The following is a 24,531-nucleotide window of genomic DNA, read 5'->3' as shown; positions in this document are numbered from 1 at the left end:
GCCCGGGGTTTTTTCTTTAGCTGCGAATTCTAACGAAATCTGGATCATAGGGCGATGGCGCAATGACATGCACGTTGACCCGATCGCCGCATAAGTCCAGCTCCATGGTTGCACCTTCTTTTGCAAACTCAGGCAAAACAAATGCGTAAGCCAAGTTCATTCCAACGCGGTGTCCCCAATCGCCGGACGTAATTGTGCCTACGACGCGGCCATTTTCCATCAGCGAAGCCCCGCTATGCGCGGGCGCGTGTTCACAGTCCACGCGCAGCGTCACAAGTTTACGATTTGGTCCTTTGGCATGGCGATCCACTAACGCATCTTTGCCTACAAAGTCATTTTTTTCGAACTTCACAAACCGATCTAATCCGGTCTCAAACGGATTGAACTCGGTTAGCAGATCAGCTTTCCAATGGAGAAAACCTTTTTCCATACGCATTGAATCCACGGCTCGTGCACCGAATAAGCGCAAGCCATAAGCCTCGCCTGCCTTTCGTAAGGCGAGATAGGCCGCATAAAGCGAAGCGTTGGGAACATGGATTTCGTAAGCAAGCTCGCCGGAAAAACTGACCCGCATAACAGTGGCGGGTGCTATTCCTACGAAGCACTCCCGCACGCATAGCCACGGGAAAGCATCGTTTGACCAATCTCCCCGCGCACAGGCTGCCAGTACGTCACGCGCGTTGGGTCCGGCCAGGACTAATATTGTCTGTTCGTTTGTCAAAGATCGGATATTGACGTCTTCGTCATCGTGAACATGACTGCTGAGCCAGTCCATGTCGTGATACTCGCTGGCGGCAGCCGACCCGTACCAGACTCGATCCGGCCCCCGGTCACTGGCGGGTAGATTGGCCAGTGTGGCCTCGCCCTTTACCATCCCATGGTGATTCAGCAGGTATCCAAGCCCAACCCTTCCGTTCCGTCTTGTCACCGTGCCGCAGAACATTCGGTCAAGAAACGCGTGACGATCCTCACCTGTGATTTCGAAACGGTTGAACCCGTTGACTTCACACAAGCCAACATTTTCCTGAACTGCTTTGACTTCACTTGCAACGACATCGAATACTTCATCGAAACTGAAACTCAGAGCGTGATCAAAATCTGAAGCAGGTTTGATAAAATCAACCCGCTCCCACCCGTTCACTACCGCGAACTCCGCGCCTTCAGCTGCCAAGACAGGCGTCAGAGGCGTGGTTTTGGCTGGTCGCCCGGCGGGGCGGTGCTCATGAGGAAAGTGAAAGCGAAATTCGTTCTGGTAATCTTCGATTGCCTTCAAACCAGTTAACTCGACATTGGCGTGGCCAGTGAACCGACGCGGGTCAAGAACCCATGTATCGTAACACGCCTCGCCATGAACAATCTGTTGCGCCAACAACCACCCATGGCCGCCGCCTTCCCCCAGCCCGGCGCGCAGGCCGATGATACAGAACGCGTTGCGTTTGCCGGGTATTGGACCGACAAGGGGGGCGCCATCAATCGTATAGGTGATTGGCCCATTGACGACGGTGTGAATGCCGACCTCCATCAGCGCAGGCATTCTGGCAAATGCCCCTTCCAATACATCAGTAACGCGGTCCAGGTCATCGGGACAAAGCGCATTGACGAAATTCGGGTCAATTCCGTCCATACCCCACGTCTTACAATCCTGTTCGTAAAAACCGACCAAAAGACCGTTCTTTTCCTGACGGCAATAATAATCACTGATCGGACAACGGATAAGCGGCATTCTGTGGCCCGCTTCTTTGATTGCAGTTATCTCTTCGGTCAGAAAATATTGATGCTCCATCGCTGCCACGGGATGGTGCACACCCATCATCGCGCCAACTTCGTTAACCCTGTAACCGCAAGCATTCACTACAATATCACAGTCGATATCGCCGTGTTCAGTGTGTACCGTCCACGTGTCGTCCTTATGCTGGGTCAAGCCGACCACGGGAGTGTTCCGATAAACTTCGGCCCCAGCCTTTCGGGCACGCCGGGCCAAAGCCTGACACAGTTGTGCTGGGTCGATATCGCCATCCAGCGGATCCCACAGCCCGCCAATCAAATTTTCCGTAGAAATCAGAGGGTGTCGACGTGCGCATTCCTGTGCGCCTATGACTTCAAAGTGAACATCCATTCCACGCGCCATTGAGGCAAAGTGGCGATATCCTTGCATTTGAGCCTCGGTATTGGCCAGCCGAATGCCACCATCCCCGTGGTGGTAGTTAATTGGGTACTCGGGGTCGTTGGCCAATTCCTTGTACAGATTGATAGAATGAGTCTTAAGGCCCACCATAGTCTGGTTTGCGCCAAAATTAGTGACTTGGGCTGCAGAATGCCAAGTTGTTCCGCTGGTCAGTTCATTACGCTCAACCAGAACAACATCTGTCCATCCTTCTTGAGTAAGGTGATACAAAGTCGAGCACCCGGCGATGCCTCCGCCGATAACCACAACCTTTGTCCGAGATTTCATAAGGCCGCCTCCGGTAACTTCCGAGGCATTAGGCTGAGCATTCCAACGGAACCGCAATACCGGGAGCGAATGTCAGAAAAAATCGAAAGAGAGATGCGAAAAAATGATATTTCCGCGCGGCTTTTCACCGCGCGGTTTATTTGGTTTTCTACTTCGTCTCATGCGAGCAATTTCGCCACAGACTTTTGCCAGCGATGGCTTATCCGAAAACCCGTCCTAGTGCGCCGTCGACTGCATCGGTTATCTGGTCGATATCATCAGCGGTCGCAATCAGTGCCGGCGAGAAGCAAAGCGTGTTGTTCCGGCTAGGGATTGATCGGTTGGTCGCGCCAATTATCACGCCCTGCGCCATACAGTCGGCCACAACAGCCTGAACTTTCTTTTCATCCATAGGTTCTTTGGTCGCCCGATCCGAAACAAGTTCCGCACCAAAGAAAAGACCCTTGCCGCGCACATCCCCGATCACTTGGTGTTTTTCCATCAATCCATGAAGGTTGCCCATCAGACGCTCACCCATGTCGGTGCAGTTCTGCAGCAGATTTTCATCCTCGATGATGCGCATGTTTTCAATCGCTGCCGCTGGACCAGCGGTGCAGCCACCGAAAGTGGAAATGTCTCGGAAATAGTTCAACGGATCCGAGGCGTCGTCCTTGAACATGTCGAATACTTCCTCAGTTGTGACCATAACGGCAATGGCCGCATAACCCGAGGCGACGCCTTTGGCCATCGTTACGAAATCTGGCTTGATGCCGTATTGCTGGTAGCCAAACCAAGTGCCGGTCCGGCCAACGCCGCAGACGACCTCGTCGATATGCAGCAGCACGTCGTATTTTTTACAGATCTCTTGGACGCGTTCCCAGTAGCCCTCTGGCGCTTCGATCACACCGCCGCCCGCTGTGACAGGTTCCAGGCACAAAGCGCCCACTGTCTCGGGACCCTCGCGCAGAATTACCTCTTCAATAGCGTCGGCTGCTGCCTTGCCAAATGCTTCGCCGGATAGGTCCTCCAAGCCGAGCTCGTGCTTGCGATACTCCATGCAGTGAGGAACACGGATAAAATCGGGTGCAAACGGTCCGTACTGAGCGTTGCGTTCATCCTGACCGCCCGCCGACATCGCCGCCAGAGTCGAGCCGTGGTAGTCACGGTCGCGGTAAAGGATTTTGGTTTTTTTGCCGCCATAGCGTTTATGGGCGATCTGGCGAACCATTTTGAACGCCTTCTCGTTCGCTTCGGAACCGGAGTTCGTGTAGTAAACCCGGCTCATACCAGGCATTTTGTCGATCAGTTTTTCAGCAAAAATAGCACCCGGAATCGAACCCGCTGAATTTGCAAAATAGCACAGCTTCATCAGCTGATCATACACGGCCTTGCATATCGATTCGCGACCATATCCAACATTGACCGTCCAAACACCGCCTGACACGGCGTCCAGATGTTCTTTGCCATTCTGGTCCCAGACGCGCATGCCCTTGCCTTCGACAATGATACGCGGATCGTTGGTTTCAAAGGGTTTATGCTGCAGCAGATGGTGCCAGATGTGAGCGCGGTCTGCCTCAACTACATGAGAGAGGTCGTTTTCGTTGAACGTGCCGTCCATGACATGTCCTTTCAGTCAAATGCGATGTTCCGGATGTGGGAACAGTCCCACGATAGCATGAATTTGCGATAGCACAGATCACCGCGAATGGCCTGTCGACAATAGGGCCAGATGGGATGATAGATTATCGCCAGACCCTTGGCTTGCGGTATTTCTACGGGTTTGTCACGCAGCCAACTTTGTGATCAATTCGCGCCAACCGAGATTTGGGAGGATCCGCAAATGGCAGCATCAAATATTTACGAGCGTCATTTGGACAAATGCGCCGCAAATTACACTCCGTTGACGCCGGTAAGCTTTATTCAGCGTTCGGCGCATGTTTATCCCGACTATCCATCGGTAGTTTACGGAGCCCGCCGATACACTTGGGCGGAAACCTATGCCCGTTGCTGCCGTCTTGCCAGCGCGCTGTCGGCACACGGTGTGCAGTCGGGGGAAACGGTTTCCATTATTGCAGCGAATATCCCTGAACTGTACGAAGCGCATTTTGGCGTCCCAATGATCGGAGCAGTTCTAAATGCAATAAACACGCGGTTGGATGCGGCGATTATCGCGTTCATTCTGAATCATGCCGAGTCAAAGGTCCTGTTTGTCGATCCAGAGTTTTCCGGCGTAGTTAAAGAGGCCTTAAAACAGGTCGAACGCGACCTGTTGGTCATCGATATTGAGGACGCTTCTTTCAAAGGTGGTGAGAAACTGGGTACTTTGTCTTACGACGCTCTGTTGGCGGAAGGAAATCCGGAGTTCGCTTGGTCTCTGCCTGCCGACGAATGGGACGCGATCACATTGAATTACACGTCAGGGACCACGGGTTATCCAAAGGGTGTGGTGTACCATCACCGCGGAGCTGCGTTGAACGCACAGTCGGACCTGCTGGATTGGAACATGCCGAAACACTCGGTGTATCTTTGGACACTGCCAATGTTTCACTGCAATGGATGGTGTTTCCCCTGGGCGATGGCGGCAAACGCTGGAGTTTCAATTTGTCTGCGCGCAGTACGCGCGGAACCAATTTATGCCGCTTTCAGGGACGAAAAGGTTACTCACTTTTGCGGAGCTCCGATCGTATTGAACATGTTGGCCAACGCGCCGGATGAACTCAAGGATTTCGATCACGAGATCAAGGTGATGACTGCTGGTGCCCCACCACCCGCTGCAGTTATCGAAAAGATGGAAGGTATGGGAATAGAGGTCACGCATGTGTATGGCCTGACCGAAACCTACGGCCCTTCAGTGGTTTGTGCCTGGAAAGACGAATGGAACGACAGGACCGCCGAGGATCGCGCAGCGCTCAAAGTCAGGCAGGGCGTTCGGTACACTGCCTTGTCGGGGTTAATGGTGGCTGACCCAGAGACAATGGAACCTGTTCCCGCCGACGGAGAGACGATGGGCGAGATATTCATGCAAGGCAACGTCGTGATGAAAGGTTACCTGAAGAATGCCGATGCAACGGACAAGGCATTCAAGGGCGGATGGTTTGCGTCAGGCGATTTGGGCGTCATGCATCCTGACGGCTACATCGCGCTGAAAGACAGGTCCAAAGACATCATCATTTCAGGCGGCGAGAATATCTCATCCGTTGAAGTCGAGGATGTTCTTTACAAGCATTCTGCAGTAATGGATGCCGCCGTAGTTGCCCGCCCCGACGACAAGTGGGGAGAGACGCCCTGTGCGTTTATCGAATTGAAGCCGGGGAGCGACGCAACCGAGGCTGAAATCATCAGTTTCTGCCGGGAAAACATGGCCCATTTCAAAGCGCCTAAAACGGTTGTGTTTGGTTCATTGCCCAAGACGTCGACGGGTAAGATCCAAAAATTCAAACTGCGGGATCAAGCGCGTGCTTTGGGTTAAGCATTCGTCTTTTCGAAAATTGACAGATCAAGCTTTAACATTTCGCCCATCCAGAGGGCGCGATCCCGGTGGTCAGCCAAGTGGTTGCCAGTTTCTGGATGGGTGAAAATAGTCAAACCGTTTCGATTCAGCATCAGCCACGGAATTACTTGGTCAAAGGCGTCGGGGGCAAAGCCCAGCTGACAGCTCCAGCGCGGATGCGGACCAACATTTCTGGCGTGCATCCGACCCATCTGTACGGGAAACAGCCGAGAGACATCTTCGCATAGCTTTTGTGCGAGGTCTTGCGTTTCTGCATCGAAGTAAACGTGCGCATGATAGCCGGTAATCTCTGGCATGGCGTATCCTTTGAATTTTGGAAGAGCCTACACAAGAACGGCACGCTGTCACTTCGTTGTTGTCACACAGTGTCTGTGCGCGCGGTCAGGTCGGCGCATTCGCGTCAGGATACGCTGCTGCAAAAGCCGGAAGATTGCCGCAAGCTGCCTCAACTGACAAAAGTTTAGGCATATCAGACAGATCGACTTGCCAACGCCTGGCATTGTAAATCTGCGGCACAAGGCAAATGTCGGCAAGTCCTGGCGTTGAGCCGGCGCAATAAGGTGCCTGTTTAAACCCGCTCAACAATGCCTCAAACGCCAGCAGACCGGGGCGAATGAAATGGCGCATCCAGCTTCCGGGCATGTCGTCGGCGCCGTCACTCAGTTCAGTGGCATGTCGGGCGACGGAAAGGTTGCAGACTGGATGAATATCGACGGCGATACTGTAAGCTAAAGCTTGAGCCGCAGCCCGTTCTGCTGGTTCGTTTGGCAGAAGGTTCAAGTTTCGCGTCCGGTCCAGATAATCGAGAATAGCGAGTGACTGTGTAAGGCGCAGCCCATCAATATCTAGAACCGGAACCAGCCCCTGCGGGTTTCGGGACAAATGCGAAGCCTCCCGGTGTGCTCCCTTAACCAAGTCGACAAATTCCGAGCGATAGCTGATTTCGGCCATATTCAGCGCGATCCGTACCCGGTAGCTGGCCGAAGATCGCCAGTAGTCATAAAGTATTACATCCGACATTTGAGCCTCTGGCTATCTTGGGTCATTGGCGGCAATGACGGCTCCAATATTTGTTTCATTTTTATGAAGGCTCATTCTTTTGAAGCGCAGCCGCCTTTATCGCCTGTTTCAGGATATTGTTGTCTCCTATGTGGTTGGCCAGAACCAAAATCAACCGAGCATTCAGAGCGTCGCTGTCCTGTCTTTCAAGCCCTTCATGGGCCTCAAGTAGATCGGCGTAAAAATCATCGGCGTGATCGAAATTCGCTGAAAGGATCAGATCGGCCATGATTTTTACTCCTTACCCGTGGCGCGGTGCATCGCGTGCCGGAATGCGTTTTCTTCAAATGTATCGCGTCTGGCCGCGACGTGCTGATCGGGTCGGATCAAATAAACCGCACTGGTCGCGTCACCTAGATAACGGCGTTTCAATGCCAGCGTTGGGTCGTCCTTTATTGACAATGCAAGTCTTGGGACAGGCACGCCGTCCACTTCAAAGTCATCCGGTGCGTCTGCGTCTATGGTCAGTAAAGTGAATCGATTGGCCAATTTGGGCAACAGAAAGGTGTCACCCAGCGGCGCGTCGGGGCAGGGCGATCCCGGTCGGGTGCTTGCCGGACCGTTCAGCCCATCTGCCGAGTTCAAAGGCGAGCCGTCATAGGTACAAGGCGTGCTCAAGCGACCGGAGTTGACCATCGGACGCGCAAAATCATAATGCTCGCTAAGGTCCAGAACGGCGTCGCGCAATATGCGGGACATTGGTGACTTGGGCGTGATGAAATCCGTCGAACGGGTGGAATTCAGAATGTTTTCGTCAGCTCCGAGGATCCGCTCGAGATCATAGCTGTCCAACAAGGATTCCGGCGCGCTTCCGTCCAGCACCATTTTCAGCTTCCAGCACAGGTTATCAGTGTCCTGCAAACCGGAATTGGCTCCGCGCGCTCCAAATGGGCTGACTTGGTGCGCGCTGTCACCGGCAAAAATCACACGTCCATGGCGAAATTGCTCCATGCGGCGACATTGGAAAGTATAGATACTGACCCATTCCAGTTCGAATTTAACATCCTCGCCCAACATGGCCTTGAGACGCGGGATCACATTCTCGGGGCGTTTTTCTTTTTCTTTATCGATATCCCACCCCAGTTGCAGGTCGATCCGCCAGACACCATCAGGTTGCTTGTGCAGCAACGCCGACTGGCCCCTGTTGAACGGAGGGTCAAACCAGAACCAGCGTTCCGACGGAAAATCGGCATCCATCACGACATCGGCAATCAGAAAGTTATCCTCGAACACACGCCCAACGAAATCTTCGCCCAACATGGTTCGCATTGGAGAAGCAGCGCCGTCGCAGGCGATTACCCAATCGGCTTCGACGGTGTAAGACCCCTCGGGCGTATCCACCTCAAGCCGGACGTGATCAGGATGGGTTCCGACTGCTTCAACCTTATTGCGACCGCGGATTTCTATTGGTGCACCTTCGGATTGCAGCTCGCGGACACGGTTGACCAAAAACTGCTCAAGATAGTATTGTTGAAGGTTGATGAACGCCGGTCTTTGATCTCCTTTTTCGGGCTGCAGATCAAATTCATAGACTTGCCGGTCGTCAAAAAAGACCTTTCCCTTGTTCCACAAAACGCCCTTGTCGACCATGGCCTGCCCACAGCCCAACCGATCAAGGATTTCTAACGGGCGTTTGGCAAAGCAAATGGCGCGACTGCCAAAACTGACCTTGTCATTATCATCCAGCACGATAACTTCGACACCCTGCTGGGCCAGATCGATGGCTGCCGCCAGCCCAACGGGGCCAGCGCCGACAACAATGATCTTGTGGCGGACCGGTACCGGCGCCGCCTGGTCCGGGTTGGATTGATAGGCATACAGCGGAACTTCGAATACCTTGTTCACAGTTGCTCTCCCCTTCCATGGCTCAGAGGGCGTTCGACGAAAGCGCCCCGCGCAGTTTGGCTGTAGGATTTGGCTTATCGTCTCATTATCCGTAACGACCCGACACGATCTGGATCAAGTTCAGGCCGGGATTTATTAACCTTGCAAAGCCTCCCACATTTCAAGATCTCGCTGGGCAGTCCAGATACGAGGGGTGTCGATCCCGCGAGCTTCGTCATAGGCACGGGCTACGTTAAACGGAAGGCAGTGCTCGTATATTGCATAGTTTGAAAATTTTGGGTCGCATTCAGCACGAACTGCGTCCCATGCTTCTTTCAAAGTGCCACCGCGTGCAGCAACCTTGGCGGCAGGTCGGTAGGTGCTGTCAACGAAATCGCGGGTGTTTTCGATGGCGGCGTTGACCATGTCCTTACCGACCAGCGCATCGCCCCGTCCTGGTGCAATCGCATCCACGTCGAACCACTTTATCTCATCCAACGTGTCACCCCAGTCACCGAAATGCCCGTCGCCGCAGTAGCAAGCAGAGTGATATTCAACGATGTCGCCAGTGAACATCACGTTCTGATCGGGCACGTGGATAACAATATCTCCAGCAGTATGAGCGCGGCCCAAATGCATTAAATCGACCCGTCGATTGCCCAGATAGATTGTCATGGTGTCGCTGAACGTGGTGGTTGGCCAGGTTAGCCCGGGAATGCTTTCATGACCTTCGAACAGGCGTGGGAAACGCTGGAATTCGCTGTCCCAGTCTTCTTGGCCGCGTTCCACAACCATGGCGCGGGCCATGTCCGACATTACAATCTGTTGCGCATTAAAGGCGCTTGCACCAAGGACGCGTACAGCATGGTAATGGGTAAGCGTCACATGGGTGATCGGTTTGTCGGTAACCGAACGCACGCATTCGATAACTTTGTTCGCAAGTCTGGGTGTCGCCTGCGCTTCGACGATCATGACACTGTCGTCACCGATGATCACACCTGAATTCGGGTCACCTTCGGCTGTAAAGGCATACAGCCCGTCGCCAACTTCGGTGAAAGAGATTTTCTTTTCGGACATGTCCCCCTGGGACGCGAATGCTTTGGCCATGGTGGGTTCCTTATCGTGCGTAGGGGTTTTCAAGGGCAGGCAAAACGGTACCAACGCAGTCGCCAAATCCGATGGTGTATCCATCGCCGTTGGCTATGCCTTTCAACGTCAGGGTGTCGCCGTCTTCGATGAAGCTACGCGTTTCGCCAGTTGCAAGTGTCATCGGTTCCTTCCCACCCCAGCTGAGTTCCAGAAGCGAACCCCGCTCAGGTTTGGACGCACCGGAGATCGTTCCAGATCCTAGAAGATCACCGACATTCATTGGACAGCCTGACGTCGTGTGGTGCGCCAGTTGTTGAGCGGCCGAATAGTACATCTGGTTATAGTTAGTCCGAGCAATTGTGGTTTCAGGTTTGCCTTCAGGGGCAATCGTTACCTCTAGATCGATGTCATAAAGCATGGGGCCGCAATCTTTGAGGTGGTCCAGCAACTCGAACTCACGTTCTGGTGTGGCGCAACGGAACGGTTCAAGGGCGGGTTTGGTCACGATCCAAGGGCTAATCGAAGTGGCGGTGGCCTTCGCTTGAAACGGCCCAAGCGGCTGATATTCCCACGCCTGAATGTCGCGGGCTGACCAATCATTAAGCAGAACATAACCAAAAATTTGATCGTCGGCTTCCTGCACCGATATCGGACCGTCTGAAGGTGTGCCAACGATCGCTCCCATCTCGAGCTCGATGTCAAAGCGCCGACACGGAAGGAATGCGGGCTTGTCATGGTCTGGTGACTTCAATTGCCCCCAAGGACGACGGATATCTGTACCAGAGACTACTACTGATGATGCGCGCCCATTGTAGCCGATTGGTATGTGCAGCCAATTCGGGGGCAGTGCGTTTTCCGGACCACGAAACATGGTGCCGACGTTAAAAGCGTGATTTCTGCCCGCATAGAAATCAGTATATTCGCTAACTGCGAACGGCATATGCATCTCGACGTCGGCCTGTGGAACAAGCAACGTTTCAACACGTTCCTGTTCTACTGATCCTTCTGCCAACAGCTCAGTCAGGCGCTCGCGAAGGGCGGCCCAGACGGCCGGACCTTGTTCCATTAGCGGGTTCCAGAAGGGAAGATCGAAGAGCGGTTCATCGGAAAGGGAAATTATCCCCCTTGCTTCGGCTTCTGTTACGTTTAGGATCAGGTCGCCGATCGCAACCCCACACTTTGGTTCATCGTCTTTAATCGAAAACACGCCATAGGGCAGGTTATTCAGTGGAAACGGGTGTCTTGCGTCATTGGCAGATGTCACCCAAGAGAATTTCAATGGCATGTTTCGTCCTTAGTTGTCGCGCGGACAGGCGTTTCGCCTGCGGGTTTACGAACCGGGGCGGATGGATTTCAGCCCAAGCAAAATAGCAGCCGCAATCATGAAACTTCCACCGATCCGGTCCAGCCATAACCTGGCCGGACCTTTAAGGCGCTTGGCCAGCCAACTTGCATTGCCGCCGTAGACGGTAAGAAACATGGCATCCAAGATCAGGTATGTGGCGGATAGGATAGCAAATTGTGACCAAAAGGGCAGAGCACCATCGATGAACAGGGGAAATAACGCGGCAAAAAACACCACTGCCTTAGGGTTGGCTGCTGAGGTAATAAAACCTTGCAACCACAAAGATTTGCGACTGGCGAGCGCGGCTATTTGCATTGCCTTGCGTTTGGCTCTCAGGATCGTTCGCGCACCAAGAAAGATCAAATAAGCGACACCTAACCACTTGATCACCGTCAATGCGCTGCCGGATGCAGCAATCAACGCTGCCAGTCCAAGGCCGGCCGCCAACATCTGCAAAAAGTTGGCCGTTAAATCCCCGGCAGCAGTGAATATTCCGCGTCCAAGACCATTGACAGCACAATTCGACAGCATCAGCAATTGGCTGGGGCCGGGCGTGCTCATCAATAGCAGGACGGTCGCGACATAAGTGATCCAGATATCAAAGCCCATATCGGCTATTTCTTTCCTGGGGTACCATCAAACTTCTTTTCGATATCCGTCCAACAATCAATGTAGTCATCTTGCATCGGCGCTTCGTTCGCCGCAAACCCCGTCAGATGTTGCGGGAAACGTGTCTCGAACATGAATGACATAGTGTTATCCAGCTTGTCAGGTCCCAAGTTGGAATTCGAAGCTTTTTCAAAAGCTTCTTTGTCCGGCCCATGTGGTAGCATCATATTGTGCAAGCTCATGCCGCCGGGGACAAAACCCTGAGGTTTGGCATCATATTGGCCGTAGATGTTACCCATTAACTCGGACATGATGTTCTTGTGATACCAAGGCGGACGGAAGGTATCTTCCATCACCATCCAGCGTTCCCGGAACAGAACAAAGTCGATATTTGCGGTGCCGGGTTGCCCGGACGGGGCGGTCAATACGGTAAAGATCGAAGGGTCCGGGTGATCGAAAAGGATGGCTCCGACAGGGCAATAATTTCGAAGATCATATTTGTACGGCGCGTAATTTCCGTGCCAAGCAACGACATCCAAAGGACTATGACCGATTTTGGTGGTGTGGAATTGACCACACCATTTAATCGTGACGGTTGAAGGCGCATCGCGGTCTTCAAAAGCTGCGACAGGTGCCTTGAAGTCGCGCGGATTGGCCATGCAATTGGCGCCAATTGGTCCTCGCCCAGGCAATTCGAATTTTTGTCCGTAATTTTCGCAAACGAACCCTCGCGCCGGACCCTCTAAAACTTCGACGCGGTACAACAGTCCGCGCGGGAGAATAGCAATTTCCTTTGGCTCGAGATCAATGACTCCTAATTCTGTCGCAAATCGAAGACGGCCTTCCTGTGGTACAACCAACAGTTCGGAATCGGCGGAAAAGAAATAATCGTCCACCATCGATTCGGTAACCAAGTAAATGTGGCTTGCCATGCCAACTTGAGTGTTCACGTCGCCTGCGGTGGTCATCGTGCGCATGCCTGTCAGCCAAGTCAGCCCAACAGCAGAATGGGGTACAGGGTCCCAACGATATTGACCAAGGCTGATCACATCTGGGTCGACATTTGGTGCCGATTTCCAATAGGGAAGATTGATCTTCTCGTATCGGTGCGAGTGCTTTACCGAAGGGCGGATACGGTAACACCATGTCCGCTCTGGGTGTTGGACGGTGAAGGCAGTTCCGCTCAACTGCTCACCATACAGGCCATAATTGCATCTTTGCGGGCTGTTCATCCCTTGTGGCAAAGCATCTGGCAGAGCTTCGGTTTCAAAATCGTTGCCAAAGCCGGGCATGTATCCGGCGTGGGTTCCAACAGGCGTCGCAGCCTGGGTCAAATGATGCGGATCAGTGGGGCGATTCATGGCGCGGTCCTCTCTTTCCTGCTTGTCGGATAATAGTTGTTTTTGTAACTAACAAGGATGACACACCCAAAAAACGACGAAAAAGATGAATTCGACCTTCAGAATTTTCTGCCTTTCCTGCTGAATCAGGCGGCCGAGGCAAGCTCGCTTGAGTTTCAGCAGGTTTATAAGAACCGATTTGGAATGCTGCGTACGGAATGGCGGGTGCTGTTTCACCTTGGAAATTATGGCGAAATGACAGCGCGAGACATCGGTCAAAGAGCCAAGATTCACAAAACCAAGATCAGTCGCGCAGTACATAAACTGGAACAACGTCGGTTTCTCAGACGAATCCGAGATGAAAATGATCGGAGGGTCGAGCGTCTTTCGCTGACTCAAATGGGCACTTCCGCTTATCGTGAGCTGCGCTCAATCGCGCGGAATTACGACGGCAAACTAGCAGCGCAGTTCACCACTGCAGAGGCGGAATTGCTGCGCACTATGTTGCGACGTTTGGCTGGATTGGATTGACCACTGGAATTTCGAGGTCATGGCCATCAGATGTGAGTCTCAATGAGGTAGGATTGAACTATGGCAGCCGTAGACACCGATTCAGCGAAATCCAATGATCTCATAAATTGGCTGGTAACGCGTGGTCTGGAAGGAACCGGCGAGCATGATCTTCTGGACGGCTATTGTAGAAAATTGTTGGATCTGGATGTACCGCTTATGCGTTTTCATTCGGCGCAACCTGCTCTGCATCCGGCCTATGGCGGCACCGGTTACAGTTGGTATCATGATCAGGGCGGAGATTTTCAGACATTCGACTATAGCGAAACCCCTAGCCAGCAATGGCGGCAAAGTCCGCTCTATGCCATACTTAATGAGGGATTGGATGCAGTTCACGAACGTTTAGTTGACCAGAACACGGCCAGTCGATTTCCGTTGATTAACGAACTGCGTGAAAAAGGCGCGACCGAGTATTATGCGACTGGAATCAATTTTGGCGCGCCCGCAAAACTCAATCAACTAGGTGAAAACCGGCGTATTGATGGAGCTTTAATGTCATGGGCGACAAATGCGCCGAAAGGGTTCCAGCCTCAAGATCTTTCTTTGATAGTAAGTTCTTTGCCGCATCTGGGTCTGGCCTTGAAATCTGCTTCCAGCGCGACCGTGGCGAGAGACCTGATGAGGGTTTATCTGGGAAGTGACGCAGGTCAAAGAGTGCTTTCTGGCGAAATTAGAAGGGGTTCCTTGCAGCAGATTGACGCTGTGGTTTGGAATTTTGATTTGGAAGGATTTACTGGCCTGTCCGAAGAGTTGCCCGGGCTTGAGATCATTGACATGTTAAATGATTATCTTGCTGTCGCGGTCGACGTCGTTCACGAATTCCACGGCAGTATCCTGAAATTCATGGGCGATGGGCTTATGGCCATTTTCGATGTGGGCGAGATCGACGCCGATGCGCGTGCGGCGCTGAACGCGACGGCTGCCCTGCAAAAAAGAATGGCAGAATTAAACACCCGACGCCTGGCAGACTCTCTGCCAGTGACTAACTTCACTCTGGCTTTGCACGCCGGAGAAATTCTTTACGGAAACATAGGCGCAGAAAGCCGGTTGGATTTCACTGTAATTGGACCGACGGTTAATCAAGCAGCTCGAATTGCCGGAATGCACCGTTCGCTGGGCCAACGGATTCTTTTGTCAGATGACGTGGCGCGCGCGGCGCAACCGTGCGAACACGATCTGGTTTCGGTAGGGCGCTACATGTTGCGGGGCGTGGCCGAACCCAAAGAGCTTTTTACAATTCATAGGCTGTGAAAAAGGGCCGCATGCATTGAGTTGAGATGTTGAAGTTATAAACGAGCGTCATTCGCTGTTCGCTGACATGGTGTTGTTGCCAAGGTATACAATGCGAGAGCGGTATTGCGTTCGCCTCGCCATGGGGCAAACCCCAGCATAAAGTGATTTCTTTTCAATACAAAGGCAATGTCAGATATGCCTTCGATCGCACCAATAGGCTTCCTGACTGTTAAGAAGCTAAACGCAAACTATTCCCCCTACTGTAGAAAGTGATCGGACCTTGCCGCAACTCAGCCGTGTGCGTTAATCAAAAGTCTATTTCTACGCCGGGTAAGTTCAGTTCCTTCATCATATCGCGCAATTCCTGTCGTGCCGCGATGTTGGAGATATTCAGTTGTTTTACACCGATGTCTTTTAGGTCCAATAGTGTCAGTCCACGTGGGAACAATTCGCGGAAAATAACTCTCTCGGAAAAGCCGGAAGCAACCCTAAAGCCGATCCGTTGCGACAGCATCTCGATAGCGCGCTGCATCTTTTCCTTGTTGACCATGCGCTGTGTACCGACACGGTTGCGCACCACGACCCAATCTATAGGTTTCAACCCTGCCTGCGCCCTAAGCTGACGCGCGTTCCAGACCATCTCGGAATACACGGACGGGCCAAGAATTTTCTCGCCCTTGGAGTCAATCCGGGCAAGCAGGTCAAAATCGATGAAGCTATCGTTCAATGGTGTGACAAGTGTGTCTGCCAGGGAATGCGCGACCTGACTTAGGCGCGTGTGTGAGCCGGGGCAGTCGATCAAAATAAAGTCGCTGTCACTTTCTAACTCTGAAACTGCCGCGGAAAGGCGGTGATCATAGATGTTTTCACCCGGTTTCAATCTGCTTGCGTCAATCTCGGGCAAGTCATGATGGCGCGGGCTTGGTAAAGAAATCCCCGAACCGTTCATAAAATTTATACGGTTCTCAAAGTAACGGCCCAAGCTTCGTTGACGCAGATCCAGATCGAGTGTGCTGACCTTGTGCCCCAATCGGGCAAGTGCGGTTGCCACATGCATTGAGACGGTCGATTTACCTGCACCGCCCTTTTCGTTTCCGACCACAATAATATGTGCCATGCCTGTATTCCCAAGTCCCGCCGTGTTTGCCCACACGTTGTTGTAAGCCACTATATGTTGTGTGGCGCAGGAAGGGAAGAACTCTAAGCCGTAGTTTATAGCAATATCAGCTTTGAATTCGATGGTCCGAGACCCGCTCGTCTCTTCAAATTCGCCTTCTTGCCAAAACCCTGGTCAGGTCTCAGTGTGACTTCAACGGCGCGGAGGGCTGGGATTGGATCACTTGTTTCTCAATGTTCTGAATGTGGTACTGCCAGTTTTGATTTGCGCCGGCGTTGGTTACTGCCTTGCTTTGATCGACGCACCGTTTGACAACAAGGTGATTGGCGGGATCGTTTCAAAAGTCGGGTACCCGACCTTGATTATTTCGCATTTGTCCACGACCAAACTAGCGGTTGGCACGTTTATTGACATGATGACCGCTGCGGCATTGGCCGTCACGGGGTTCGGAGTTTTGGGATTCGTTGTACTGAAGGTGCTACATCTGCCAGTACGTGCCTTTCTGACACCACTGATGCACGGCAACGTGGGTAATATCGGCTTGCCGATCACTTTGTTGGCGCTGGGCGACGCGGGAATGGCTTATACAATGGCCTTTGTTGTGGTGGTGCTCATCAGCATTTTTACCGTGGGTATGTGGATTCCGGCAGGAGAGTTTTCGCCCAAAAAGCTGGCAACGTCGCCGATTATTTACGCGGTAATTTTTTCGCTGATCTTGATGTCTACAGGGCAAAGCTTACCGCAGCCAATTGCAAAGTCGTTTGATATTTTGGGAGGGTTATCGATCCCTCTGATGTTGCTCACGCTTGGGCATACCCTGGCCACTTTGCGTGTAAATAGCCTTGCGCGTGCTGTTCTTTTGACGGCGCTGCACCTTGTCATGGCAGTTATCATTGCCTCTGCGCTGATCTGGATTTTCGGATTTACTGGGGTTGAACGAGGTGCGTTGATCCTTTGTTGTCTGATGCCGTCATCTGTGGCGACCTATTTGTTCATTGATCAGCATGTTCCGGAATACGGGCCGGATGTCGCCAGTTTTATCCTGGTCTCAACGTTGACGACCATAATCGTTCTGCCTTTGGCCCTTTCCTATTGGATCTGAGTACCCAAATTACCTGACTGACATCAATCGGCGACAAAAACCGGTTTATTGTCTATAAGTTATCCTCGGAGGAGCTAAATTTAGATCAAACCAGTCGCCTTTGCCGGGCCGGTAATGTGGAGACATCGTGAGGCGGGGCTTTAGATGAAAGTTTCCAAGGAAACGTCTGATATGCGCGGCGCGCGAGTGGTTTTGGCCATGACCGCTATTTGCATGATGGTGGTCGGATTCAACACGACGGCAGTGGCGACCATTCTTCCCAACCTTAAGGCTGAATTTGATCTAGGCCCGTCAGGCTTGCAGTGGGTAATGGCAGTTTACACGGTGGTCAGTGCCACACTGGTCACAATTGTCAGCCGATTGGGGGATATCACCGGCAAAATGGGTGTGTTCTTCTTTGGAATGATCGTCTTTGCAGTTGGGTCTGGGTTGGTTCTTTTCTCGCAGGACGCCGCGATGCTGTTAATAGGCCGCGGAGCGCAAGGGGCGGGTGCCGCCGCCTTGTTCGGAACGTCGCTGTCTTTGCTCACCGCGGCGACGCCGGAAGAAAAACGAGCCAGCGTTACAGGAGCATGGGGCGCGATCGTCGGTCTGGCCATCGGTCTCGGTCCGATCGTTGGCGGGGCATTTGCCCATTACATCAGCTGGCGAGGCGTATTTGCGACTGATTTGGTATTGTTGGTAGCTGCTTTCATAATCGGATTGCGCGTGCAACGACAGAATTATGTACCAGACACAAGGCTGCAAGGGGCAAAATTTGACTTTCCCAGCGCCGTGGCTCTTGTTCTATTGCTTGGTCCATTGTCATTTGCCTTAAGCAACGGTGAAAGCAAAGGGTGGGGAACCGTAACCACGCTTATTCCATTATGTGTCTCGGTTGTCGCTGTTTTTGCGCTGATCACAACTTCGCGTCGCAGCGATGACCCTTTGATCGAGTTGCGATATTTCCGCCATCCCCGATACTTGATGGCCGCGACAGGCATGTTTTTTACAGGTTTTGCCCTGTTTTGTTTCTTTGTTTACTTTAACACGTTCGTGCAATCTCCGGATACATTTGCGTACACGGCAATCGGTGCAGGGGCAGCGATATTGCCGCTCAGCCTAAGTATGTTTGCCGTTTCAGTTACCGCCCCCCGGTTCCTGGCACCCTACAGTTTTCAGTGGCCCATCATTTTGGGTATGGGTAGCATGGCTTGCGGATTGTTCCTGCTGACTTCGACGACAAACACAACAGGCTACTCTGAAATATGGTGGAAGTTGGTCATTTTGGGCCTTGGACTTGGTATAGGGTTTTCGCTGCTGCCAAGGTTGGGATTGCGGCTTTTGCCAGAGGAACATGTCGGGCAGGGATCAGGTGTAGTCAACGCTTTTCTCTATTTTGGCGCAACGCTGGGCGCTGTTATCGGCGGCTTGGCGGAGGCAAGATCGACTCGTTCCGGTCTGGCTGAGGTGATTGCCGCGCTTCCGGCCGGATCGAATAAAGAGGAAGAACTGTCTCGTGCTTTGACGCATGGGACTCCAAGTCAAATTCAACAGATCATTTCCGGTATGAATCCTAATTCCGGCACATCGCTGGCCAAAGCCCTTAGGGATTTGCAGGACAATGCGTTTGACAGTGCCATGTTGTGTGCCGCCGTTGCCGCATCGATTGCGGTTATTCTTGCGCTCCTTTTGTTGCGTGGGCCAGTGCCCCCGCTTCAAGACGCAAAGCAACTGGTCAAAGACAAAAGTTGAAAGCGGCGACAATATTTAACTAAGCTTTCAGCGCGTTGCAGCTTATGATCTGACGGTAGCAATTTTCTGATTGGGTGCCTTTTTGAACTGTATTGTGAGAAACATACATTCGATACTGTTTACTATATGTCTTTGCCTCTTCACGCTGCACTCAGACCGCGATGTCGCTGAAGCCTCGGAAGACTGGCCACTAGACAAAATCACACTTCGGACCGCGACACCGGACTTAAGTGGGTTGAACCACAAACCTGCGGGCATTCACGGGCGCGTAATGGCGCAAGGGGATCAACTGATCTTCGAAGACGGTACGCCCATCCGGTTTTGGGGCGCAAATCTGCAGGCATACGCCATTTACTTTACCGAGCCTCGGAACATTAAGGCGCATGCAAAAAGGTTGGCTCAGTTGGGCTTCAATCTGGTGCGAATTCACCATCACGACTCCGATTGGGTTCAGCCGAACATATTTGGCGAGAATGCGAAAACTACGACCCAGCTCAATCCTGCGTGGTTGAACAAGCTGGATCAATGGATAACTGCCCTAAAGGACGAAGGTATCTACATCTGGCTGGATCTTCATGTTGGCCGCCGCTTTACTGCGTCAGACGGAGTGGAAAATTTCGAAGAACTTGCCGGTGGGCAGGACAAAGCTGATGCCGTGGGTTTCAACTTTGTTTCACCAAGCATCGAACGCCTTATGCAAGAATTTCAAACCGCGTTTCTGTCCCACAAAAACAAATACACAGGTCTGAGTTATTCTGAAGAGCCAGCCGTGATTGCCGTTCAGATTACCAATGAAAACGATCTGACACATCATTTTGGGAACATACTGTTACCAGACAAAGGCGTTCCACGGCATTCCGAAACTTACATGGCTTTGGCAAATGCATTCGCAAAGGAACACGGGTTTGACGCGGAAAGGACTTGGCGGGCGTGGGAGTTTGGGCCGTCCAAGATTTTTCTTAACGACCTTGAGCACAAGTTCTTTGACAGGATGGCACAGTCAGTCCGGGATACTGGGTTTGACGGGTTAATTTCCACGACGAGCCTTTGGGGCGAGATGTCAATTGCCGGTTTGCCCTCGCAAATGCGCGGGGGCATCGTTGATACGCACAGCTATGGATGGGAAGGAGAAATAGATTTTGATCCGCGGCAACGAGCAGGTTTGCTTGATTGGTTAGCTATCGCACAAGTCGACGGTCTGCCTCTGAGCGTTTCTGAGTGGAATATCGGGACTACTTTGGCTGAAGATCGTTTTGTTGCACCCGTTCGTGTGGCTGCAATGGCCGCGTTTCAGGGGTGGGACGCAATGATGGTCTACGGGTATTCGCAACAAGGACTGAATGGAAATGTTTTTCCTGAAAACTGGAGCATTGCCAGTGATCCGGGAATGATCTGGATGATGCCCGCTGCCGCGATCCTTTACCGCGCCGGGCATATAAGGCAGGCAGAACAAACCTATGCCTTGTGCCCCGATGCTTCAGATTTCTTTGGCCGTTCGATTGCACCCGATACTTCCATTGGTATTCGTACGATCATTGAGCAAAGCCGGTTAGTTACGTGTATGCCCGAGACACCCGCTTTGCCATGGCTGACTGCGACTAACCTGACTGGTAAAAGTTACCAGGACTTGGATCCTGATCGCTCTTATCTAAAGTCGAGATCGGGCGTGGTTGAAGCAGATACCGGAGAGTTTTTCAGAGCATTCGAAAAAGGTCAGTTTGTCGTTAATATTGATAACAGTCAGATAGTTGCCGGGCGTTTTCACGGCGAACCCGTAAAGACATCAAATGTTGAGTTTAACGTCGATAACCCTATGGCAGCGATCGCAGTGCAGAGTTTGGATCAATCAGCGTTAACGCAGGCACGGCGCATTCTTATTTCGATTTCCGGACGCGCGATTTCTGTACATCCCGAAGACGAGAATTTCCGTATTGAACCCATAACAGGCATTTTGCGGATACAAGCTCGGCCAGATTTGGAATTGATTTCCCGTGACGGGCGCGTCGGTGACGTATCAGCAGCGCACACCGTCAAAGATGGCGTTCACGAGATCGATTTGGGAAAGGTAAAGGGAAGTCGCTGGCTCTATCTTGAATGATCGCCATAACATTCTGGTTTGGGTTGCCGAATTCGGCGTCGACCATATCAAAATTAAAAAGCCGCCCGAAAGAGGGCGGCTTTCGAAATCAGAATGGAATGGATCAGAAACCCAGACCTTCGTACTTCTTTTTGAATTTCGATACGCGACCACCTGCATCCAACAGACGGGTACCGCCGCCGGTCCAAGCCGGATGAGAGGACGGGTCGATTTCCAGAGCAAGCTGATCGCCTTCTGAACCCCATGTCGACTTCATCTGAACGATGGTGCCATCGGTCATCTTGACGTCGATGAGGTGATAATCGGGATGGATGTCTTTTTTCATCTTTCCGCTCCTTACGCCTCGGCGCCAGCCTTGGGCTTATAGTTGGTGACTTCTGCGATACGCGCGGACTTACCGCGGCGCGTGCGCAGATAGTACAGTTTGGCGCGGCGGACTTTACCGCGGCGAACAACGGTGATGCTGTCAATGTTTGTCGAATACAGCGGGAAAACACGCTCCACGCCTTCGCCAAACGAAATTTTGCGGACAGTGAACGATCCGGCGATTCCATCGCCGTTCTTGCGCGCGATACAGACGCCTTCGTAGTTCTGAACACGCGTGCGTGAGCCTTCGGTCACCTTATAGCCGACACGAATGGTGTCGCCGGCCTTAAAGTCGGGGATGTCTTTCCCCAGGGCGGCTATCTGTTCCGCCTCAAGCTGTGCGATCAGGTCCATCGCAGTTACTCCTATCTGCTCGTGGTTGGTCCACGAAGTTTGGGCACGGTCTGAGAGCTCTTGGTCTTCATCGGGTCCTGCGAACAGCCCGCCAGAGTTCAGATCGAATGTTTCTTTGGCTTGGCTTGCTATGTTGTGCCCTTGCAGAAGAAAGCCGGGCGCAGTGCCAAGTAGCAAACCAAATCACCGGAGTCACTTGGCGTGGCACCGGATTGAGGTCGTTTAAGGAATTTGAAGCCGGTGATCAAGCCTAAATTGTCGTAAAACAGAGGGCATACGGTGGGTTTTCGCCGTCTGAGAAATGTATCGTTGCCTTGTTCCGTCGATCAGGCATTCTTGGGGCAATTATACGAGCAGATTTCAAGCATAGGAACAGACGATGCGCAAAGCCGTCATTTTGGCCATCTTGGCCGTCGCGCTAATTTCATGCGGGCGTCGTGGCCCCCAGCCGCAGGCTGTCGAACCCATGGCATTTGCTGACACGACTTCTCCGTCAGTTATATTCCCGAAATTCGGGGATGCGGATCCTCACGATTGGGAAGGACGGCATCCCGGGCTTTACCCGGTTCACGGGTTGGATGTTTCACGATGGCAGGGTCAAATTGATTGGCGAACTGCCAAGGCTGCAGGGGTAAGTTTCGCCTTTATCAAGGCGACGGAAGGCGGGGATTTTTCCGACCCGCTTTTCGACGATCACCGGCGAGGCGCGCAGGCGGCGGGCGTACCTTGGGGGGCCTATCACTACTATTATTTTTGTCGTCCGGCTGCAGAACAGGCCCGATGGTTTATTCGCAATGTACCCAAGGGTGCAGACCTGCCACATGTGCTGGACATGGAATGGACGCCTCATTCCAAAACCTGCACTCTTCGTCCGGATGGGGAAACAATTCGCGCCGAAGCAGAGCGTTTCCTTAGCATCTTGGAGCGACATTATGGTCGCCGGCCCATCATTTACACCACAGTAGATTTTTACGAAGATACAGACATCGCACGATTGCCCAAAACGGATTTTTGGTTGCGCTCAGTCGCGGGCCATCCGCGCAATGTTTATCCACGAACCATTTGGCGGTTTTGGCAGTACACTGGCACCGGTCTGGTTCCAGGGGTAAAGGGCAAGGTGGACATCAACACTTTCAATGGCTCACCAGATATATGGGTCCGGTGGAAGGCTGGGGCCTCCTGATCATGAATATGCCTGTTTAAGCCAATATTCGTGCAGTTTTTGTTCACTTAGAACTGGTGGCTAGTAATTTGAAAGTTTGCGGATCCAACAACAATAATTCGTATCAGCGGCACGCAGTTAGATCGCTGCGACTTAATCATTATTCTTTTTCTGTGACCTTAAATAGCTCTCCCACAAATCTGGTCGCCGCTCGCGGGTGATTTGCACCGACATTTCATGGCGCCAATTCGCGATACGACCGTGATGACCCGACATAAGAATATCAGGGATATTTCGGCCGTTCCATTCCGCAGGGCGCGTGTATTGCGGGTGTTCCAGTAGACCGGAGGAAAAACTCTCTTGCTCTGTGGAAGCCTGATTGCCCAGAACGCCCGGGATAAGCCGAACCGTGGCGTCGATAAGCGCCTGGGCCGCGATTTCCCCCCCAGTTAATACGAAATCGCCCAAGGAGACTTCCTGAACTCCGTAGTGTTCCAAGGCGCGCTCATCCACACCTTCAAATCTACCGCACAACAGGGTGATGCCGTCGCAACGCGCCAAATTCTGCATCATCTGTTGGTTCATCGGGCGACCACGAGGGCTGAGGTAGATGATAGGCCAGTTGCCCCGTATACCCGTCATGGCATACTCGATGGCTTCGCCCAGAACGTCAGCACGCAAGACCATGCCCGCGCCGCCGCCTGCGGGGGTATCGTCGACATTTCGATGCTTGCCGACACCAAACTGCCGTAGATCGACCGTATCAAGCTGCCACAAGCCGTCTTGCAAAGCTTTACCGGTTAAGCTTTCACCCAAAACGCCGGGAAAGGCGCCAGGAAACAGAGTGATTATTTTGGCCTTCCAAACTCCGTGCAGGTCCGGCGTTGCCGTCATCAACTCGCGCGGTGTCAAGGTAGGGCGGATCGCCTTGCGGCCGTGGGATTTGCCGGTTTGGTCTGTCATTCTGTACCGATCAGGTCGTTTTGGGCATGTCGAGCAAGAGCCTTCTTTTGCCGAAACAGTTCGCCTTCGTCCAGAGTGGACCGATTCAATGCTAACATTTCCGAAAGCACGGTATCGGGCAGCGCGGGGTTGGTGTGTGAAGGTGTCACAAGTTTGCCGACCTGATCTTTTGACATACCAAGAAATTCCGCGAAGGGTGCGCCAGGGCCAAGTGGTTGCTCTCGCAAATCTTCCAGCCATCGAGTGCGTACATCTACGTTCGGCAGGTGGTCCCGAATAGCGTTGGCCGCGTCCTCGGGTGATTGAATCGTTGTCAATCGTTCCTGATAGGTCGAAAAGTCCAGAAGCAGCCTTGTGCGTCGCAAATCATGGGCCCACAGGCTACGAAGCCAGTCCGAGCGCCGTCTTAGCGACAGATAGAGGGTAATTTCCATGCGCTCGTTTGCAAATCGATTGCGGATCAATCCGACCAGACATGCCGCCAGGTCTGGAGCAGCCTCATAACCCACCGCAGGATTACGGCTGGGTCGCAAACCCGAGAAATTCTCTTCACTCAGTATCAGCCCGCGTCTTGCGCCAAGGTCCAATGTGCACAACAGCTTGCGCATTTGATTGCCGAAAGCA

At 52.6% G+C, this 24,531-nt stretch carries 22 protein-coding genes; 7 read left to right on the top strand and 15 right to left on the bottom strand.

Annotated features, from left to right (window positions below; genetic code table 11):
* Nucleotides 1–16: 16 nt before the first annotated feature.
* The gene (locus AC2FNV_RS17810; RefSeq protein ID WP_170608492.1) at nucleotides 17–2,452 is read right to left on the bottom strand and encodes a GcvT family protein; all 2,436 of its coding nucleotides are present in this window, start codon (nucleotides 2,450–2,452) and stop codon (nucleotides 17–19) included.
* 199 nt (nucleotides 2,453–2,651) lie between these two features.
* Nucleotides 2,652–4,049 (bottom strand): aminotransferase family protein, encoded by a 1,398-nt coding sequence (locus tag AC2FNV_RS17805; protein WP_170608490.1) that lies wholly within the window; start codon nucleotides 4,047–4,049, stop codon nucleotides 2,652–2,654.
* A 222-nt stretch (nucleotides 4,050–4,271) separates the two neighbouring features.
* Between AC2FNV_RS17805 and AC2FNV_RS17800 the strand changes: the two genes are divergently transcribed.
* Nucleotides 4,272–5,900: an acyl-CoA synthetase gene (locus AC2FNV_RS17800; protein WP_170608487.1), complete on the top strand. Its 1,629-nt coding sequence runs from the start codon at nucleotides 4,272–4,274 to the stop codon at nucleotides 5,898–5,900.
* Here the strand turns inward: AC2FNV_RS17800 and AC2FNV_RS17795 are convergent.
* The 8 genes from AC2FNV_RS17795 to hmgA form a co-directional block, all read right to left on the bottom strand.
* Nucleotides 5,897–6,238, bottom strand: a complete 342-nt coding sequence (locus AC2FNV_RS17795; protein ID WP_170608485.1) for a DOPA 4,5-dioxygenase family protein — start codon at nucleotides 6,236–6,238, stop codon at nucleotides 5,897–5,899. The genes AC2FNV_RS17800 and AC2FNV_RS17795 overlap by 4 nt on opposite strands.
* Nucleotides 6,239–6,323: 85 nt before the next feature.
* Nucleotides 6,324–6,962: a maleylacetoacetate isomerase gene (gene maiA / locus AC2FNV_RS17790; protein WP_170608483.1), complete on the bottom strand. Its 639-nt coding sequence runs from the start codon at nucleotides 6,960–6,962 to the stop codon at nucleotides 6,324–6,326.
* A gap of 61 nt (nucleotides 6,963–7,023) precedes the next feature.
* Nucleotides 7,024–7,230, bottom strand: coding sequence for a DUF2783 domain-containing protein (locus tag AC2FNV_RS17785; RefSeq protein ID WP_170608482.1), 207 nt, complete (start codon nucleotides 7,228–7,230; stop codon nucleotides 7,024–7,026).
* Between the two features lie 5 nt (nucleotides 7,231–7,235).
* A complete protein-coding gene (locus AC2FNV_RS17780) occupies nucleotides 7,236–8,846 on the bottom strand; it encodes an FAD-dependent oxidoreductase (RefSeq protein WP_170608480.1) in 1,611 nt (536 codons plus the stop codon).
* 135 nt (nucleotides 8,847–8,981) lie between these two features.
* Complete coding sequence (locus tag AC2FNV_RS17775) at nucleotides 8,982–9,932, bottom strand: MBL fold metallo-hydrolase (RefSeq protein ID WP_170476764.1); 951 nt, start codon at nucleotides 9,930–9,932, stop codon at nucleotides 8,982–8,984.
* Nucleotides 9,933–9,942: 10 nt separating this feature from the next.
* Entirely contained in the window at nucleotides 9,943–11,199 is a 1,257-nt protein-coding gene (gene fahA, locus AC2FNV_RS17770) for a fumarylacetoacetase (protein ID WP_170608478.1), read from the bottom strand.
* 45 nt (nucleotides 11,200–11,244) lie between these two features.
* A complete protein-coding gene (locus AC2FNV_RS17765; protein ID WP_170608476.1) occupies nucleotides 11,245–11,868 on the bottom strand; it encodes a LysE family translocator in 624 nt (207 codons plus the stop codon).
* Between the two features lie 5 nt (nucleotides 11,869–11,873).
* The gene (gene hmgA, locus AC2FNV_RS17760) at nucleotides 11,874–13,229 is read right to left on the bottom strand and encodes a homogentisate 1,2-dioxygenase (RefSeq protein WP_170608474.1); all 1,356 of its coding nucleotides are present in this window, start codon (nucleotides 13,227–13,229) and stop codon (nucleotides 11,874–11,876) included.
* 57 nt (nucleotides 13,230–13,286) lie between these two features.
* Between hmgA and AC2FNV_RS17755 the strand changes: the two genes are divergently transcribed.
* Both AC2FNV_RS17755 and AC2FNV_RS17750 read left to right on the top strand, forming a co-directional pair.
* Nucleotides 13,287–13,739, top strand: coding sequence for a MarR family winged helix-turn-helix transcriptional regulator (locus tag AC2FNV_RS17755; protein WP_170608472.1), 453 nt, complete (start codon nucleotides 13,287–13,289; stop codon nucleotides 13,737–13,739).
* Between the two features lie 60 nt (nucleotides 13,740–13,799).
* Nucleotides 13,800–15,029 carry an adenylate/guanylate cyclase domain-containing protein gene (locus AC2FNV_RS17750; protein WP_170608470.1) on the top strand — a complete coding sequence of 410 codons (1,230 nt, stop codon included), beginning with the start codon at nucleotides 13,800–13,802 and terminating at the stop codon, nucleotides 15,027–15,029.
* 289 nt (nucleotides 15,030–15,318) lie between these two features.
* Here the strand turns inward: AC2FNV_RS17750 and AC2FNV_RS17745 are convergent, their stop codons facing one another.
* Nucleotides 15,319–16,128, bottom strand: coding sequence for a division plane positioning ATPase MipZ (locus AC2FNV_RS17745; protein ID WP_170476775.1), 810 nt, complete (start codon nucleotides 16,126–16,128; stop codon nucleotides 15,319–15,321).
* Nucleotides 16,129–16,342: 214 nt separating this feature from the next.
* Here AC2FNV_RS17745 and AC2FNV_RS17740 point away from each other — a divergent pair, with 214 nt between their 5' ends.
* From AC2FNV_RS17740 to AC2FNV_RS17730, 3 genes are all read left to right on the top strand, one after another.
* The gene (locus tag AC2FNV_RS17740) at nucleotides 16,343–17,230 is read left to right on the top strand and encodes an AEC family transporter (RefSeq protein ID WP_496774029.1); all 888 of its coding nucleotides are present in this window, start codon (nucleotides 16,343–16,345) and stop codon (nucleotides 17,228–17,230) included.
* A 144-nt stretch (nucleotides 17,231–17,374) separates the two neighbouring features.
* A complete protein-coding gene (locus AC2FNV_RS17735; RefSeq protein WP_170608467.1) occupies nucleotides 17,375–18,964 on the top strand; it encodes an MFS transporter in 1,590 nt (529 codons plus the stop codon).
* A gap of 94 nt (nucleotides 18,965–19,058) precedes the next feature.
* The gene (locus AC2FNV_RS17730; RefSeq protein ID WP_367648208.1) at nucleotides 19,059–21,062 is read left to right on the top strand and encodes a cellulase family glycosylhydrolase; all 2,004 of its coding nucleotides are present in this window, start codon (nucleotides 19,059–19,061) and stop codon (nucleotides 21,060–21,062) included.
* A 103-nt stretch (nucleotides 21,063–21,165) separates the two neighbouring features.
* On the opposite strand, the gene rpmE is transcribed toward AC2FNV_RS17730, so the two are convergent.
* Both rpmE and rplS read right to left on the bottom strand, forming a co-directional pair.
* Nucleotides 21,166–21,387 (bottom strand): 50S ribosomal protein L31, encoded by a 222-nt coding sequence (gene rpmE, locus AC2FNV_RS17725; RefSeq protein WP_170476780.1) that lies wholly within the window; start codon nucleotides 21,385–21,387, stop codon nucleotides 21,166–21,168.
* Nucleotides 21,388–21,398: 11 nt separating this feature from the next.
* Nucleotides 21,399–21,782: a 50S ribosomal protein L19 gene (gene rplS, locus AC2FNV_RS17720; protein ID WP_170478030.1), complete on the bottom strand. Its 384-nt coding sequence runs from the start codon at nucleotides 21,780–21,782 to the stop codon at nucleotides 21,399–21,401.
* Nucleotides 21,783–22,161: 379 nt separating this feature from the next.
* On the opposite strand from rplS, the gene AC2FNV_RS17715 reads away from it, so the two are divergent.
* Nucleotides 22,162–22,965 carry a glycoside hydrolase family 25 protein gene (locus AC2FNV_RS17715; RefSeq protein WP_170608466.1) on the top strand — a complete coding sequence of 268 codons (804 nt, stop codon included), beginning with the start codon at nucleotides 22,162–22,164 and terminating at the stop codon, nucleotides 22,963–22,965.
* A gap of 132 nt (nucleotides 22,966–23,097) precedes the next feature.
* Here AC2FNV_RS17715 and trmD read toward each other — a convergent pair whose 3' ends face one another.
* Complete coding sequence (trmD, locus tag AC2FNV_RS17710) at nucleotides 23,098–23,907, bottom strand: tRNA (guanosine(37)-N1)-methyltransferase TrmD (RefSeq protein WP_170608464.1); 810 nt, start codon at nucleotides 23,905–23,907, stop codon at nucleotides 23,098–23,100.
* Nucleotides 23,904–24,531: hypothetical protein (locus AC2FNV_RS17705; RefSeq protein ID WP_496774026.1), on the bottom strand; the 628-nt coding region annotated here is incomplete at its 5' end. The genes AC2FNV_RS17705 and trmD, both read right to left, overlap by 4 nt.

The sequence above is a fragment of the Ruegeria sp. BHSA163 genome (assembly GCF_059613365.1).
Note: the sequence above shows the minus strand (reverse complement) of the source record. Positions and strands in the feature narration are given on the sequence as shown.